The following is a 15,160-nucleotide window of genomic DNA, read 5'->3' on the forward strand; positions in this document are numbered from 1 at the left end:
GTTGTCGATATTTGTAATAACATTACGATAATAAAATTTAGACTTTGCAAATATCAAATTCATATGATATAATAACCGCGTTGAACTGCGGTATAGGGGCTTGATGTGAGGCAACAAGGATACTCCGTCCTCCTGTACCGGGTCAAGATGTTTCTTTGACGGCGGGAAAACCCCGCAAGGAGGTATTAACATGAAGAAGACTTTGGTAGCAGCTCTTGCGGCTGCGCTGACGGTCGGCGCGGCTTCGACGACGTTTGCGGCCGCGAATCCGTTCTCGGATGTGCCCCGCGATCACTGGGCATACGACGCCGTAACGCAGCTCGCTGCCGACGGCGTTGTCGAAGGCTACGGCGACGGCACGTTCCGCGGCGACCGCAACATCACGCGTTACGAGATGGCGCAGATGGTCGCAAAGGCGATGGCAAAGGGCGATATGTCCGCATCGGACCGCGCGCTCGTCGACCGCCTTGCCGCCGAGTTTGCGGATGAGCTCAACAATCTCGGCGTCCGCGTCTCGAACCTCGAGCGCAACGCGGATATGGTGAAGTGGACGGGCGAACTGCGTTACCGTTATTGGAGTCGTCGTAACGACCACAAGAACGACACAAAGGTCGCTCAAAAAGCAAACAAGGATCAGCTCCAGCTGCGCCTGTTCCCGACGGCGGAGATCAACGATCACTGGCATGTCAAAGCGCGTCTGACGGCTTCGAGCAACATGAAGACGGATGAGAGCGGTGATGTCGCCCTTACCTATGCGTATGCGGACGGCGACTACGGCAAGTTCCATGTCCAGCTCGGTAAGATGCCGCTGTTCTCGAATGCCGATCAGGGGATCGTCGCCGACGATTTCTTCTCGGGCGCACAGGTCTCCTACGGTGACAAGTGGTCGGTGCTTGCGGAAGCGGGCCGCTGGAACCTTGACGATGCCAATAAGAATATTGCTGCAGCGACGGATAAAGCCGCCAACTATCAGGGCATCGAACTCGGCTACCGTTCCGGCAAGCTCGTGCAGAGCGGCGTTGGCTATCGCCACTTCTCCAGCGAGGCGTTCAAGAGCGCAGCCCTTTACAATACGAACGGCGCGCCGCAGGATAAGGCCGACATCTGGTCTGTCGGCGCAACGTATGCGTTTGACAAGAACGCGTCCCTCAGCGCCGCCTACGCGAACAACACGAAGGCGGACGATCTGAAGAAGGGCATGAGCTTCCAGCTCGACTACAAGGGGGCGAAGAAATCCGATATGGGATCGTGGGGCGCCTATGTCGCGTACCGCAATATCGGTTCCAACGTAGGCCTTGCGCCGACCTTCTCGACGGATCAGCTGACCACTGTAAAAACCAACGGCGCGAAGGGCATCGATCTCGGTCTCGGCTATGTTCCGTTCAAGAACGTCCTGATGCAGGCGCAGTACTTCAACGGCAAAGAGCTTAAGACGGACAACAAGATCCAGACGCTCTACGGCCGCGTCAGCTTCTTCTTCTAAAGAATTTAAATCCCATAACGGGATTTCCGTAAAAAAAGAGTGCCGATCGGCACTCTTTTTTTATGTCCGAATTTATCTTACAGCACTTCTTTCAACACCCATGCGATGAGGTGTTCGCCGCACGGTACGCCGACGCGGTCGGCGGCGGCCTTTGCTTCCTCCGAGGCGTCGGCGGGAGCGACGCCGATATCCGCCGTGCGGAGGAGCGAGACGTCGTTTCCGTAGTCTCCGCATGCAACGACGCGGCGCCCCGCGTAGGCGGGCATGGCGCGCAGGACGTCCGCCATATCGCCCTTCGATGTGCCGGGGGCGACGTATTCCAGGTAGTTCGCATCGGAGTAGAACGACGTGGAGATTTTATCAATGCCAAGTTCTTTCGCCAGCCGCTCGACAAAGGTCAGGTTGACGGGCGCGTCGCAGACGAAGAATTTCAGCCATGTCTCCTGCTCTACGTCGCGCAGGGGGCGGCGCGTCACATTGTAAAACTCATCGTCGAGGCGCGGGTCGTCGTTTTCCTCAGGCGTGAGAACGTTGCAGTCGTCGGCGGTATAGACCTCGACGCAGGCGCGGGGGAACCGGAAGAGGACTTGCGCGGCAAAATCCCGCCAAATATCTCCGTCGAGCGTCCGCGACTCGAGCACGCAATCCGCACTGAGATCTTTCAGCATAGCGCCGTTGAAGAAGATGGAAGGCGCGTTTACGGCGATGCCCTCGAGGTAGGGAAGCGCCGCGCCGGGCGCGCGTCCGGTCGCTATGGCAAATGCGCCGCCGCGTTCCGTAAACGCATGAATGGCGTTTATGTTTTCCTCCGAGATCATCTCGTAACGCGGGACGATCGTGCCGTCGAGGTCACTGATGAGAAGAATGTCGTCGTATCTTTTTTCACTCATAGAGCGTCAATATCCTTTAGATAGTTTTCCATCATAGCGCGTCCCGCGGGGGTCAGAATCGACTCGGGGTGGAACTGGATACCCTCGATGGGGAGCGACTTATGGCGTACGCCCATGACGGTGCCGTCGTCCAATTCGCTTGTAATTTCGAGTGCGTCGGGAAGGCTCGTACGGTCGATGATCAGAGAATGATAGCGCGCAACCCGCACGCCGTCCGGGATACCGCGGTAGAGCCCCGTGCCGCAGTGTCGGATGGGAGAAGATTTGCCGTGGACAATCTCGTTCGCGCGGATGATCTTTCCGCCGAACACCTCGCCGATCGCCTGATGACCGAGACAGATGCCGAGAATGGGGAGTACTCCGCTAAGCGCGCGTACCGCATCCTCTGTGACACCCGCATCTTTCGGCAGGCCGGGGCCCGGGGAGATGACGACGCCGCCGTAGCCGCGCGCGCGAATATCATCCGGCGTCATCGCATCGCTCCGGACGACTTCGACGTCGGCGCCGATATCTTTCAGCAGCTGATAGATGTTGTAGGTGAAGGAGTCGTAGTTGTCAAGCAAAAGCAGCATTGTTCTCCACCTCCTCTACCACCTGAAAGAGCGCTTTGGATTTTTGCAGAATCTCGAGATACTCTTTCTCCGGAACGGAGTCCTTGACAATGCCCGCGCCCGATCGGATCACCGCCGTGTCGTCGTTCTCGATGCACATGGTGCGCAGGGTGATGCACATGTCCATATTGCCGCGGAAATCCATGTAGCCCACCGTGCCCGCATAGAAACCGCGCGGGGCATCCTCCAAATCATGGATGATCTCCATTGCGCGCAGTTTCGGCGCGCCGCTGACGGTGCCCGCGGGGAAGGCCGCGCGCAGGACATCCATCGGCGCGTAGGAGGGCGCGATTTTCCCTACGACGCTGCTCACCATATGGGAGACATGCGAGAACCGCTCGACGGCCATGAGTTTCGGTACGCGCACGGTGCCGGGCACGCTGATGCGGCCGAGGTCGTTGCGCGCGAGGTCCACGAGCATGGCGTGCTCGGCACGTTCCTTTTCGTCCGCAAGGAGATCTGCGGCGAGCGCCGCATCCTCTTCCTCCGTTCGGCCGCGTTTACGCGTGCCGGCGATGGGGTAGGTCCAGACGGTATCCTTCGCGGCCTTGACCAGCATCTCGGGCGAGGCGCCGACAAGCTTCACCGTGCCGAAATTGTAGTAGAACATATAGGGCGAGGGATTGACCTGCCGCAGTCTCCGATAAAAGAGAAAAGCGGGGCGCGTGATCTTCTCGCGGAATCGATAGGAGGGGACGACTTGGAAAATATCGCCCGCATAGATGTGTTCCTTGGCCTTCCGGATCGCTTCGAGGAAACGCGCGGGGGGCGCGGCATAGCGCGCCATAAAATCTACGGGGGCGGTCCTTTTCGAACGCGGCGCCGGAGGCGGGGAGAACGGGGCGGCAAGACGCCCGCGCACCTCCGAGAGGCGATCCGCAATCGTGTCGTAGAGCTTGCCGGGATCGTCGCCTTCCTTGATATCCGCAAGATAGTGCAGACGCGCGCTTCCCTTGAGCGCGTCGTAGACGACGAGGAAGCGGCACATCATGAACTGTCCGAGGAGATCCTCGCCGCTAAGTTCCACACCGCGCACACGGTCGAATGTGGCGGCCGTCTCATATGAAAAATACCCCGCCAGTCCGCCGTGGACAAGCGGCAGCTGCTCGTCATCCGCGGGAACGGCGGGGGTAAAACGCGCGGCATAGGCCTTCATCGTCTCGTGCGGCGGACCCGCGATGCTCTTCATCAGGCCGTTCTCGTTGACGAGCAGTTGATCGGCGAATACTTGAACGCGCACGAACGGCTCGCCGCCGATGAAGGAATAGCGGCCGAACTGCTGCTGCGTCGTGTCGACGGACTCCATGATGTAGCCCTTCTTCTCGCCGACGAGTTTATAGTAGACGGAAACGGGCGTGTCGAGATCCATCGTCAGTTCGGTGAAGACGGTGATGAGGTTTGCCGTTTTACTGTAAGCGATAAATTCTTCTTTGCACGGCGTCAGCTTCATCCGTTGATCTCCATCACGATGTCCTTCTCGTTGCGGCCGAGAATCCAGCCGAGCGCCTTCAGCTCCGCATACAGCATCTGCTGTTGCTCGCGGTTGTTTTCACGGCTGAGTTTCAGCTGTTTGTACTGCTTGCGTCCGAGGTTGTAACGCGCGAGGATCTCCGCCTCGCTGCGCATTTTGCGCCTGCCGCTCGCATGCATGCGGACGAGCTCCTCGACGTCCGCCTCCGTATAGGCGGGCGGCTTCGGCGGCGCGGCCATTTGGCGCACGAGATTCGTGATGTCCTGATCGCTCATATCCATAGTGGATGCTCCCTTCGTATTCCTCTTTTATTTTATCCGGTCAATGTTCGGCATTTTCGGGAACGGATCCTTCCTTGCGGCGAAGATACTCGATCATCGCGTCGGCGACGTGCTTTGCGTTCTTGACGACCTGTACGACGTTCCAAGGGCCGAGGACGACGTCGCCCGCGGAGAAAACCCCGTCGCGCTCCGTCATGCCGTTTTCGTCGACTTTGACGAGCCCTTTCTCGTTGAACGTGACGCCCTTTGTCGTGCGGACGATTTTATCCTTGACGCCTTGGCTTGCCGCAATGACGGTGCTGTCTGCCGGGATAAGATAAGGCGCGCTCTCGCCGATGAGGTTCTGCTCCTCGTCAAAGATACGGTCGCACATCATCGGGCCCTCGGGTGTTACCGAATGAATGCCCTTCGCATATTGGATCTCGCAGCCGTCCATGAGGGCGTACTCCAGCTCGCGTTCGCTCGCGGAGATGCCGTTGCGCCGCGCGTAGATGGTGACGTAGCGGCTGCCTTTACGGATCGCTGTGCGCGCCACATCCATCGCGGAGTTGCCGGAGCCGATGACGGCGACGCGGTCGCCGAGCCGGTAGACGTCCGGGTTTTGGAGGTAGTTCACCGCATAGTGGCAGTTGCCGAGGGTTTCGCCGGGGATATGGAGGGCTTTTGCGCGCCACGCGCCTGTGCCCATGAAGACCGCCTCGTACCCGTCGCGGAAGAGGTCGTCTACCTTCAGCGCGCTGCCGATCGTCGTGTTCGGGCGGATGTGGATGCCGAGCATGTGGAGCTTCTCTCCGTAGCGGTCGATGGTCGACGGGGGCAGGCGGAAATCGGGGATGCCGTAGCGGAGCATGCCGCCGATCTTCTGCATGCGTTCGAATATCGTCACGCCGTAGCCCTCCTGCGCAAGTTTGACCGCAACGACGATGCCCGCGGGACCCGCGCCGATCACGGCGACGTTGTGCCCGTTGTAGGACTTGCGCGTGAGGACGAGTTTATCGAGAAAGGTGTCGGAGATATAGTGCTCGATGCTCGAGATTTGGACCGGCGCGCCGCGGCGCCCTTGGATGCAGTTGCCTTCGCACTGTGCGTCATGATCGCAGACGAGCGAGCAGAAGACGCTCATGGGGTTGTTATCGTAGAGCATCGCGCCCGCCTCGTTGATCTTGCCGTCGAGGAACAGGCGGATCATCTCCGGCACGTTGGTCTGCACGGGGCAGCCTTTGATGCGGCACAGCGGTTTCTTGCACTGGAGACAGCGGCGCGCCTCGTTGATGACATGAACGGCCATAGAAAGATTCCTTTCGTTCGCTTCCTAAATATTATTGTATACACATGCGTAATTATACCATACTTTCACGCCGATACAAAAGAATTTTACTATTATTGAAATGACGATTATAGGACTTAAGGCTTGATAATGCATGGGAGTTATGATAATATAATTTAAAAGAATAAAATTTCCCTGTGAAAAAGGAGTGGTCCGCGGTGCAGTTCAAATCAATTCGTACAAAATTTTTAGCATTTATTATTCCCGTTACGCTCGTCGGCTTCCTTATTTTCTTTGGCGTCAGTTACACAATGTCGAGCCGTATGCTCGACGCCAATGCCGAGCGGATCGGGACGGGGATCGGCAAGCAGGCGGGACTCGATGCGCAGCGCGTCTTTGAACAGAACAAGGCGCACCTGGAGGATCTCTCGCGTGAGGACGCGATCCTCAGCGGGGACCGCGCGGCGCGGCTCGCGAAACTGCGGGACGTGAAGGAACACACGAATATGTTCTCCAACGTCTCCTATATCGGGCTCGACGGTATGGGATTCGATATCGACGATCATAACTTTGACCGCAACGACCGCGATTATTTTAAGCGCGCGGTACAGACGAAGTCGACCGTCATCTCGGAACCGGTTATCTCCTCCATCACGGGTAAGGTCATCGTTGTGATCTCCGTTCCGGTCATCGACAACGGCGCCGTGCAGGGGGTGGTGACGGGAACGATCGGCCTTGCGAATTTCGACGAGAGCCTGGCATCCATGTCCGTCTACCGAACGGGGAACCTCATCGTTGTGGATGAGTCCGGTGTCGTGATCATCGCGCCGAAGGATGCGGCAAAGATCGGCAAGGCGGCCTTCGGCAAGGAAAACGCAGACGAAAAGACGGCGCCGGAGCTTGTCGCGGCGTTTAAGAGCGTATTGGATCAGAACGCACCCGCAATCGCGCACTATACGGGGGCGCAGGGCGACGCGATGACGGGGATGCTCGTTCCCGTACAGCTTGACGGGCGCCGTTGGGTCGTCGTGTCCGAAGTGACGACGGGAGAGATTCGCGCAGAGGCGAATGATCTCTTCGGCATCCTCGCGGGACTGACGATCTTGATGCTGCTCATCGTGATGGGGGTCATCTTCTACATCGCGAACAACTTCGCCGCAAGCATTAAAAAGGTGCTCGCCGCATTTGACCTCCTCAACGATGGTGATCTGCGCGACCGGCCGAAGTCGGTCACGTCTGCGGATGAGCTCGGACAGCTCTCCGACGGTTTTATTAAGATGCGCAAGACCCTCCGCGATCTGATCAAGGGGATCCAATCGCATGCCGTTGACGTCTCAAAGTCCGCGGAGACCGTATCGCATGCCGCGCAGCAGTCGACGGAGGCGTCGACACACGTCGCGGACACGATCTCGGAGATTGCGGCGGGCGCGGACCGGCAGCACGCGTCCGCGGTATCCGTGACGAATGCGGCGACGGCGATTTCGGAACGCACGACGACGATGGCCGCGCGTGCGGAGGAAGTCGCGGAGGTGACGAATAACACGATCGACCGCGTACGCGAAGGCCGGCACTCCATCGATGAAGTTGTGAATTATATGGAGCAGATCAAGACGGGGGCGGAGACGGTCGATGCGGCCATTACGGCGCTCGGAAAGAGTTCCGAAGAGATCAGCCACAGCGTCGAGGTCATCGTGGGCATCGCCGAGCAGACGAATCTGCTTGCGCTGAACGCCGCGATCGAGGCGGCGCGCGCAGGCGAGCAGGGGCGGGGATTTGCCGTCGTCGCCGAGGAAGTCCGCAAACTTGCCGAGGAGTCGGGAGAATTTTCAAAGCGTATCGCGCAGACGATGCAGTCGGTGCAGTCCGATATGGAACGCGCCGTCGAGGCCGGCAAACGCGGCGGCGAATATGTCGGCTACGGTCTGACCTCCGTTCGGACGGCCGACGATGTCTTCCAGTCGATCTCCGCGGCGATCCAGCAGCTTGGCGACGGCGTGAAGGGCATTACGGACGGCATCAAGCAGATGGACGGTCAGGCAAAGACCGTACGCGAACAGATCGTCTCCGTGCAGGAGATCAGCATGTCGAATTCGAGCGGCGTGCAGTCGGTGTCCGGCGCCGCACAGGAGCAGTCGGCTTCGATGGAGGAGATCTCCGCCGAGACGCGCGCTCTGTCGGATCTCGCGGAGGAACTTGCCGGCGAGACGAAACGGTTCAAACTGTAAATCATATATTGCCATCCATAAGAGGCGGCGGCTGCCGCCTCTATTTCTATACGATCAATGAAGAATTCGAATATTTTTCACCATTAAATATTAATGATTTAAGTTATTTATGTCTTGTTAATATATGAGATTTATGATACGATGCAATTCAGCGGTAAAACTGAATAAGCACGTATTCTTAGGGGGGTAGAGAAATGCAGTTTAGATCTATTCGGACGAAATTTTTAGCGTCCATTTTGCCTGTCGTGCTGATAGGGTTCCTCGTGTTCTTCGGCGTGAGCTACATGATGTCGAGCAGCATGCTGGACGAAAATGCAGAGACGATCGGCAAGGGCGTCGGGAAGCAGGCCGCCGTCGAGATTCAGCGCGTCTTCGACACCAACGAGGTTCATCTTGAGGTTCTGTCGCGCGAGGAAGCGATCCTGCACGGGGATGATGCGGCGAAGATCGCCAAAATGCAGGAAGTGAAAAAGGATGCGCAGGTGTTCTCCGTGATCTCGTACCTCGATGCGACGGGGAAGGGGTTCAGCGTCGAAGGCGAGCCGATCGAGCGTTCTAACCGGGCTTATTTCAAGAAAGTCATGGAGACCCAGAAGACCGTGGTATCGGAGCCGCTCATATCCGGGAGCACGGGGAAAGTAGCCACTGTTATCGCTGTTCCGATCAAGGAGAACGGCGCCGTCGTCGGTATGGTGACCGGAACGGTCGGTCTTACGCGTTTTGACGACACGCTTGCGGCGATGGCGACATATAAGACGGGACAGCTGGTCGTTCTGGATGAGACGGGCATCGTCATCATCCACCCGAAAGAACCGGAACAAGTCGGAAAACTCGACTTCAGCAAGGAAGTATCCAGCGTCCGGATTTCGCCGAGTCTTGTCGAGGCATTCAAGAATGTCATCGATAAAAATGAGCCCGCCGTTGCGCACTATGAGCGCGAATCGGGCGAGAAAATGACGGGCATCCTCGTGCCGATCCAACTCGACAACCGCCGCTGGGTGGTCATGTCGGAGGCATCGGACAGCGAGATTCTAGCGGCGGCGCATCATTTGCTGCTCATCCTCACGGGACTGACCGTCCTGATGCTGATCGTCATCACGGCAATCATCTTCTTCATATCGCATAGTTTTGCGGATGGGATCAAGCGCATCGTACGCGTCTGCGAGGTTCTCAACAGCGGCGACCTGCGCGATACGCCGAAGTCCGTCACGTCCGAAGACGAGATGGGACGGCTCTCTGACGGTTTCATCCAAATGCGCCGGACGCTCAACAAACTCATCAAGGGGATCCAGTCCAACGCGGCGGAACTCTCGACCTCGGCGGAGGCGCTGACAGACGCATCGCAGCAGTCGGCGGAGGCGTCGAATCACGTTGCCATCTCCATTACGGAGATCGCGGAGGGCGTCGAGCGGCAGTCCGAATCGTCGCGTTCCGTGGCGGATGCGGCGGCGTCGATCTCGAGCCATGCGGCGGAGATGTCGCAGCGTGCGGAGTCGGTTGCCGAGGTGACGAACGAGACGGTCGAGCGCGTCAAAGAAGGACGGCGTTCCATCGACGAAGTAGTCAACTACATGAATCAGATCAAGAGCGGCTCCGAGACCATCGAAGGAGCGATTACGGCGCTCGGCAAGAGTTCGGAGGAAATCAGCCGGAGCGTGGACGTCATCGCGGGCATCGCCGAGCAGACGAATCTGCTCGCGCTGAACGCGGCGATCGAGGCGGCGCGCGCGGGCGAGCACGGGCGTGGATTCGCCGTCGTCGCCGAGGAAGTCCGCAAACTCGCGGAGGAGTCGGGCGAGTTCTCCAAGAAGATCTCGCAGACGATGCAGTCCATCCAAGGCGATATGGACCGCGCGATGGAGGCCGGCAAGAACGGAACGGCGGACGTTGCGCGCGGACTTGAATCCGTGCAGACGGCGGACGGCGTGTTCCAGTCCATCTACGACGCCATCCAGAAACTGGGCGATGGCGTGCAGGGGATCACGGCGGGGATCCAGCAGATGGAGAGCGAGACGCAGACGGTACGCAGCCAGGTCGAAGAGATCCAAAAGGTGAGCACGGCGAATGCGGACAGCGCGCAGAACGTTTCCGCGGCGACCGAAGAACAATCGGCTTCGATGGAGGAGATTGCGGCCTCGACGCGCCGTCTGTCGAACCTTGCGGAGGAACTTGCGGGCGAGACAAAGAAGTTCAAACTGTAAATCGCATATTGTCCTCAATAGAGGCGGCGTCTGCCGCCTCTATTTCTATACGATCAACGAAGAATACGAATATTTTCTACCATTAAATGTTAATGATTTAAGTTGCTTATACCTTGTTAATATATAAAATTTGTGGTACGATTCGTGTGGCCAGGAAAAGTAAACGGGCACATATTTTTTGGGGGAGAGTAGAGAAATGCAGTTTAAGTCTATTCGGACGAAATTTTTAGCGTCCATTTTGCCTGTCGTGTTGATAGGGTTCCTCGTGTTCTTCGGCGTGAGCTACATGATGTCGAGCAGCATGCTGGACGAAAATGCGGAGACGATCGGCAAGGGCGTCGGGAAGCAGGCCGCCGTTGAGATTCAGCGCGTCTTCGACACCAACGAGGTTCATCTCGAGGTTTTATCGCGCGAAGAAGCGATCCTGCACGGGGATAATGCGGCGAAGATCGCCAAAATGCAGGAAGTGAAAAAGAATACGCAGGTGTTCTCTAACATCTCATATATCGATGCTACGGGAAACGGCATCGATGTAGATGGAAACGAGTTCAACCGCGCGGATCGCGACTACTTTAAAAGAGCGATACAGACCCAGAAGACCGTGGTATCGGAGCCGGTAATCTCCTCGATCACGGGAAAGGTGATTGTCGTGATCTCCGTTCCTGTGAAGGAGAACGGCGCGGCGGTGGGAGTCGTCACGGGGACGATCGGCCTCTCGAACTTCGACGACACGCTTGCCGCGATGGCGACATACAAGACGGGACAGCTGGTCGTTCTGGACGAGACGGGAATCGTGATCATCCACCCGAAAGAACCGGAACAGATCGGAAAACTCGACTTCAGCAAGGAAGTATCGAGCGTTCGGATTTCCCCGAGCCTCGTCGAGGCGTTTAAGAACGTCATCGATAAAAACGAGCCCGCCGTCGCGCATTATGAGCGCGAATCGGGCGAGGCGATGACGGGCATCCTCGTGCCGATCCAGCTCGACAGCCGCCGTTGGGTGGTCATGTCGGAGGCGTCGGACAGCGAGATCCTCGCGGCGGCGTATCATTTGCTGCTCATCCTCACGGGACTGACCGTCCTCATGCTGATCGTAATCACGGCAATCATCTTCTTTATCTCGCATAGTTTTGCGGATGGGATCCAGCGCATTGTCCGCGTCTGCGAGGTGCTCAACAGCGGCGACCTGCGCGAGATAAAGAAAACGATCACGTCTCACGACGAGATGGGACAGCTCTCCGACGGCTTCATCAATATGGGCAAAACGCTGAATAAACTCATCAAGGGAATCCAGTCCAACGCGGCGGAACTCTCCACCTCTGCGGAGGCGCTGACAGACGCATCGCAGCAGTCGGCAGAGGCGTCGAACCATGTCGCCATCTCCATTACGGAGATCGCCGAGGGCGTCGAACGGCAGTCCGAATCGTCGCGGTCCGTAGCGAATGCGGCGGCGTCGATCTCGAGCCATGCGGCGGAGATGTCGCAGCAGGCGGAGTCGGTGGCCGAGGTCACCAACGAGACGGTCGAGCGCGTCAAAGAAGGGCGGCGTTCCATCGACGAAGTAGTCAATTACATGAATCAGATCAAGAGCGGCTCCGAGACCATCGAAGGTGCGATTACGGCACTCGGCAAGAGTTCGGAGGAAATCAGCCGGAGTGTGGATGTCATCGCGGGCATCGCCGAGCAGACGAATCTGCTCGCGCTGAATGCGGCGATCGAGGCGGCGCGCGCGGGCGAGCACGGGCGTGGATTCGCGGTTGTCGCCGAGGAAGTCCGCAAACTCGCGGAGGAATCGGGCGAGTTCTCCAAGAAGATCTCGCAGACGATGCAGTCCATCCAAGGAGATATGGACCGTGCGATGGAAGCGGGCAAAAACGGTACGGCGGACGTTGCGCGCGGACTTGAATCCGTGCAGACGGCGGACGGCGTGTTCCAGTCGATTTACGACGCGATTCAGAAGCTGGGCGACGGCGTGCAGGGGATCACGGCGGGCATCCAGCAGATGGAGAACGAGACGCAGACGGTTCGCAGCCAGGTCGAAGAGATCCAGAAGGTGAGCATGGCGAATGCGGACAACGCGCAGAACGTTTCCGCGGCGACCGAGGAGCAGTCGGCCTCGATGGAGGAGATTGCGGCCTCCACGCGCCGTCTGTCGAACCTTGCGGAGGAACTTGCCGGCGAGACGAAGAAGTTCAAACTGTAATACGAATAGAATCCTCAAAAGGGGGCGCTGCGCTTGCAGTGCCCCCTTTGCTGTTGTATGATAGGGGATATATAAAAGGAGGCGTTTTCATGGGAAAAGCGATGATCATCGGCGCGGGCGGCGTGGCAAGCGTTGCCGTGCATAAATGCTGTCAGAATCCTGAGGTGTTCGAGGAGATCCTCATCGCCTCGCGTACGAAGTCGAAATGCGATGCGCTCCAAGAGAAACTCGGCGGGGGCAGGACGAAGATTCGGACGGCGGCGATCGATGCGGACGATGTGGCCGCGCTCACCGCGCTGATGCGGGAGTTCAAACCCGAGGTTGTGCTGAACCTCGCGCTTCCGTATCAGGATCTGCACATCATGGACGCGTGCCTTGCGGCGGGCGTACACTATGTGGACACGGCGAACTATGAGCCGGAGGACACGGCGAAGTTCGAATACAGCTGGCAGTGGGCGTATCGCGACCGGTTCCGAGCGGCGGGGCTGACAGCGCTGCTCGGCTCGGGTTTTGATCCCGGCGTGACGGGGGTATTCAGCGCGTATGCAATGAAGCACGAATTTGACGAAATCAACGATATCGATATCCTCGACTGCAACGGCGGCGACCATGGCTATCCCTTCGCGACGAATTTCAATCCGGAGATCAACATCCGCGAGGTTTCGGCGAACGGCAGCTATTGGGAAGACGGCAGGTGGATCGAGACAAAGCCGATGGAGATCAAACGCGTCTACGACTTCGCGGAGGTCGGAAAGAGAGATATGTATCTGCTCCATCATGAGGAACTCGAGTCGCTCGCGCAGAACATCAAGGGAATTCGCCGCATCCGGTTCTTTATGACGTTCGGCGAGAGTTATCTGACGCATCTGCGCTGCCTCGAGAACGTCGGCATGACGTCGATTGAGCCGATTGACTTCGAGGGGCACAAGATTATCCCGCTCCAATTTCTAAAGGCGGTGCTCCCCGATCCCGCAAGCCTCGGTCCGCGTACGAAGGGCAAGACGAACATCGGCTGCATCTTCCGCGGGAAAAAGGACGGGAAAAAGAAAAATTACTATCTCTACAACGTCTGCGATCACGAGGAATGCTACAAGGAGGTCGGATCGCAGGCGGTCGCCTATACGACGGGCGTGCCCGCGATGATCGGCGCGATGATGGTCATGACGGGCAGATGGAGAAAGCCCGGCGTCTACAATGTCGAGGAGTTCGATCCCGATCCCTTCATGGACGCGTTGAACCAATGGGGGCTGCCGTGGCGGGAAAACCGGAACCCCGTCCCGGTGGACTGATGACGGCGCAGTACGGCGCGTGGCGCACGGAGTGGGACGTCGTTCCGACGCCTTCGTATCTTGTCTATGAGGATCTGCTGACGCACAACCTCAGGATTCTTGCGGGCGTTGCGGAGCGCACGGGGGCGAAGGTGCTGCTCGCGCAAAAATGTTTCTCCATGTACTATTATTATCCGCTCATCGGTCGCTATCTGGCGGGGACGACGGCGAGCGGCATTTATGAGGCGCGCCTCTCCCGCGAGGAGATGGGCAAGGAGAACCATGTCTTTAAGCCCGCCTATGAGGAGACGGAACTCGCCCCGCTCGCGGCGATCTGCGATCATATCGTCTTTAACTCCTTCGCCCAATGGGAACGGTTCGACGCCGCCGCGCGTGCCGGGGGAGCGTCCTGCGGCATCCGCATCAACCCCGAATGCTCGACGCAGGAGCACGCGATCTACGATCCGTGCGCGCCCGGCTCCCGCCTTGGCGTAAAGATCGCGGATTTCCCGGAAGAACTGCCGGCGGGGATCGACGGCCTCCATTTCCACACGCTCTGCGAGCAGGGCGCAGATGCGCTCGCCGTGACGCTTGCTGCCGTCGAGGAAAAGTTCGGCAGATATCTTCGCGGGTTGAAATGGCTGAACTTCGGCGGCGGCCATCATATCACGCGCGCGGACTACGATGTCCCGCTGCTCGAATCGCTCGTTCGCCATGTGCGGGAGACGTACGATGTCGCCGTGTACCTCGAGCCGGGGGAGGCGGTCGCGCTGAACGCCGGCTTCCTTGTGGCGTCCGTACTCGACGTACGGGCGGACGGCAATGTGATCCTCAATACCTCCGCCGCCTGTCACATGCCCGATGTGATCGAGATGCCGTACCGGCCGCCCGCCGTCGGCGCGGGTGCCGCGGGGGAAAAGCCGTATACCTATACGCTCGCGGGGCCGACCTGCCTCGCCGGCGATACGATCGGCACGTATTCGTTCGATGCGCCTCTTGCACCGGGCGCCCGCGTCGCATTCGGCGACATGGCGATCTATACGATGGTGAAGAACAACACGTTCAACGGGATGCCGCTCCCGCATATCGTCGCCGTCGACCCCGCAGGGCGATGGGAGATCGTGCGTTCCTTTGGCTACGACGACTTTAAGGCGCGGCTTTGAGCGGAGATTCGGCGGCAATCGCGCGGACTTTTCCGGGGACAGCGCGGCAAGATTGCCGGAGCCGTCCCTTTTTCTTGTAATTTTTGAGCGGAATATT

At 58.5% G+C, this 15,160-nt stretch carries 11 protein-coding genes; 6 read left to right on the plus strand and 5 right to left on the minus strand.

Features of this window, described 5'->3' with window-relative positions; all coding sequences use genetic code 11:
- The first annotated feature begins 190 nt into the window (after positions 1 to 190).
- Positions 191 to 1,483 (plus strand): S-layer homology domain-containing protein, encoded by a 1,293-nt coding sequence (locus HMPREF9161_RS00610; RefSeq protein ID WP_009727729.1) that lies wholly within the window; start codon positions 191 to 193, stop codon positions 1,481 to 1,483.
- Between the two features lie 77 nt (positions 1,484 to 1,560).
- Here HMPREF9161_RS00610 and HMPREF9161_RS00615 read toward each other — a convergent pair whose 3' ends face one another.
- The 5 genes from HMPREF9161_RS00615 to HMPREF9161_RS00635 are packed head-to-tail and all read right to left on the minus strand — an operon-like array spanning position 1,561 to position 6,024.
- A complete protein-coding gene (locus HMPREF9161_RS00615; RefSeq protein WP_009727730.1) occupies positions 1,561 to 2,373 on the minus strand; it encodes an HAD-IIB family hydrolase in 813 nt (270 codons plus the stop codon).
- Positions 2,370 to 2,945 carry an aminodeoxychorismate/anthranilate synthase component II gene (locus HMPREF9161_RS00620; protein WP_009727731.1) on the minus strand — a complete coding sequence of 192 codons (576 nt, stop codon included), beginning with the start codon at positions 2,943 to 2,945 and terminating at the stop codon, positions 2,370 to 2,372. The genes HMPREF9161_RS00615 and HMPREF9161_RS00620 overlap by 4 nt, the downstream gene beginning before the upstream one ends.
- Positions 2,929 to 4,434, minus strand: coding sequence for an anthranilate synthase component I family protein (locus HMPREF9161_RS00625; protein ID WP_009727732.1), 1,506 nt, complete (start codon positions 4,432 to 4,434; stop codon positions 2,929 to 2,931). The genes HMPREF9161_RS00620 and HMPREF9161_RS00625 overlap by 17 nt, the downstream gene beginning before the upstream one ends.
- On the minus strand, positions 4,431 to 4,736 hold the full coding sequence (locus HMPREF9161_RS00630; protein ID WP_009727733.1) for a hypothetical protein: 306 nt from the start codon (positions 4,734 to 4,736) through the stop codon (positions 4,431 to 4,433). Before HMPREF9161_RS00630 ends, HMPREF9161_RS00625 begins: the two co-directional genes overlap by 4 nt.
- 40 nt (positions 4,737 to 4,776) lie before the next feature.
- Positions 4,777 to 6,024, minus strand: a complete 1,248-nt coding sequence (locus HMPREF9161_RS00635) for an FAD-dependent oxidoreductase (RefSeq protein WP_009727734.1) — start codon at positions 6,022 to 6,024, stop codon at positions 4,777 to 4,779.
- 197 nt (positions 6,025 to 6,221) lie between these two features.
- Between HMPREF9161_RS00635 and HMPREF9161_RS00640 the strand changes: the two genes are divergently transcribed.
- The 5 genes from HMPREF9161_RS00640 to nspC all read left to right on the plus strand — a co-directional run bounded on the left by HMPREF9161_RS00640 (position 6,222) and on the right by nspC (position 15,063).
- On the plus strand, positions 6,222 to 8,228 hold the full coding sequence (locus HMPREF9161_RS00640) for a methyl-accepting chemotaxis protein (protein ID WP_009727735.1): 2,007 nt from the start codon (positions 6,222 to 6,224) through the stop codon (positions 8,226 to 8,228).
- A 194-nt stretch (positions 8,229 to 8,422) separates the two neighbouring features.
- On the plus strand, positions 8,423 to 10,429 hold the full coding sequence (locus HMPREF9161_RS00645; protein WP_009727736.1) for a methyl-accepting chemotaxis protein: 2,007 nt from the start codon (positions 8,423 to 8,425) through the stop codon (positions 10,427 to 10,429).
- Between the two features lie 196 nt (positions 10,430 to 10,625).
- Entirely contained in the window at positions 10,626 to 12,632 is a 2,007-nt protein-coding gene (locus tag HMPREF9161_RS00650; RefSeq protein ID WP_009727737.1) for a methyl-accepting chemotaxis protein, read from the plus strand.
- 89 nt (positions 12,633 to 12,721) lie between these two features.
- A complete protein-coding gene (locus HMPREF9161_RS00655; protein ID WP_009727738.1) occupies positions 12,722 to 13,921 on the plus strand; it encodes a saccharopine dehydrogenase family protein in 1,200 nt (399 codons plus the stop codon).
- Positions 13,921 to 15,063, plus strand: a complete 1,143-nt coding sequence (gene nspC, locus HMPREF9161_RS00660) for a carboxynorspermidine decarboxylase (protein ID WP_009727739.1) — start codon at positions 13,921 to 13,923, stop codon at positions 15,061 to 15,063. Before HMPREF9161_RS00655 ends, nspC begins: the two co-directional genes overlap by 1 nt.
- Positions 15,064 to 15,160: the final 97 nt, after the last annotated feature.

The organism is Selenomonas sp. F0473 (assembly GCF_000315545.1).
Taxonomy (GTDB): Bacteria; Bacillota; Negativicutes; order Selenomonadales; family Selenomonadaceae; genus Centipeda.